The sequence below is a fragment of the Mesorhizobium sp. M8A.F.Ca.ET.181.01.1.1 genome (assembly GCF_004792025.1).
GTDB lineage: Bacteria > Pseudomonadota > Alphaproteobacteria > Rhizobiales > Rhizobiaceae > Mesorhizobium.
Window position 1 is genome coordinate 1 of the sequence record NZ_SRTV01000186.1, and the last position, 316, is coordinate 316.

At 57.9% G+C, this 316-nt stretch carries 1 pseudogene; it reads left to right on the forward strand.

The features are described from left to right. A pseudogene (locus EN824_RS34170) lies at nt 1-316 on the forward strand (hypothetical protein); the annotation flags it as partial.

A 316-nucleotide genomic window follows, 5' to 3' on the forward strand; every position in this document is an offset into this window, starting at 1 on the left:
ATCAATGCAAGCCATCCACCATCCACAACGCTCGCGATTGTCGCAGATCTGGGTGACAGTTTTCGCCTGCTTCTGGCCGGGGATTCTGGTGTGCGTATCAACGGTACCCGCCTGCTGCAGCACGCCAAGCTGATAGACAAGGTCAGCACGTCGGCGCGAATTCATGTTTTCAAAGGGCTCCTGGCGACACATGGGGACGGCGATGGTGCTGAGGCAAAAACCCGCGCCACCATATTTTCCGGCCTTCACGCTGCTGTTAAAGCTGGCATCATGACGATGCCAGAAGCCGAAAAAGTCGTCGCCGCCGCGGCTGTCG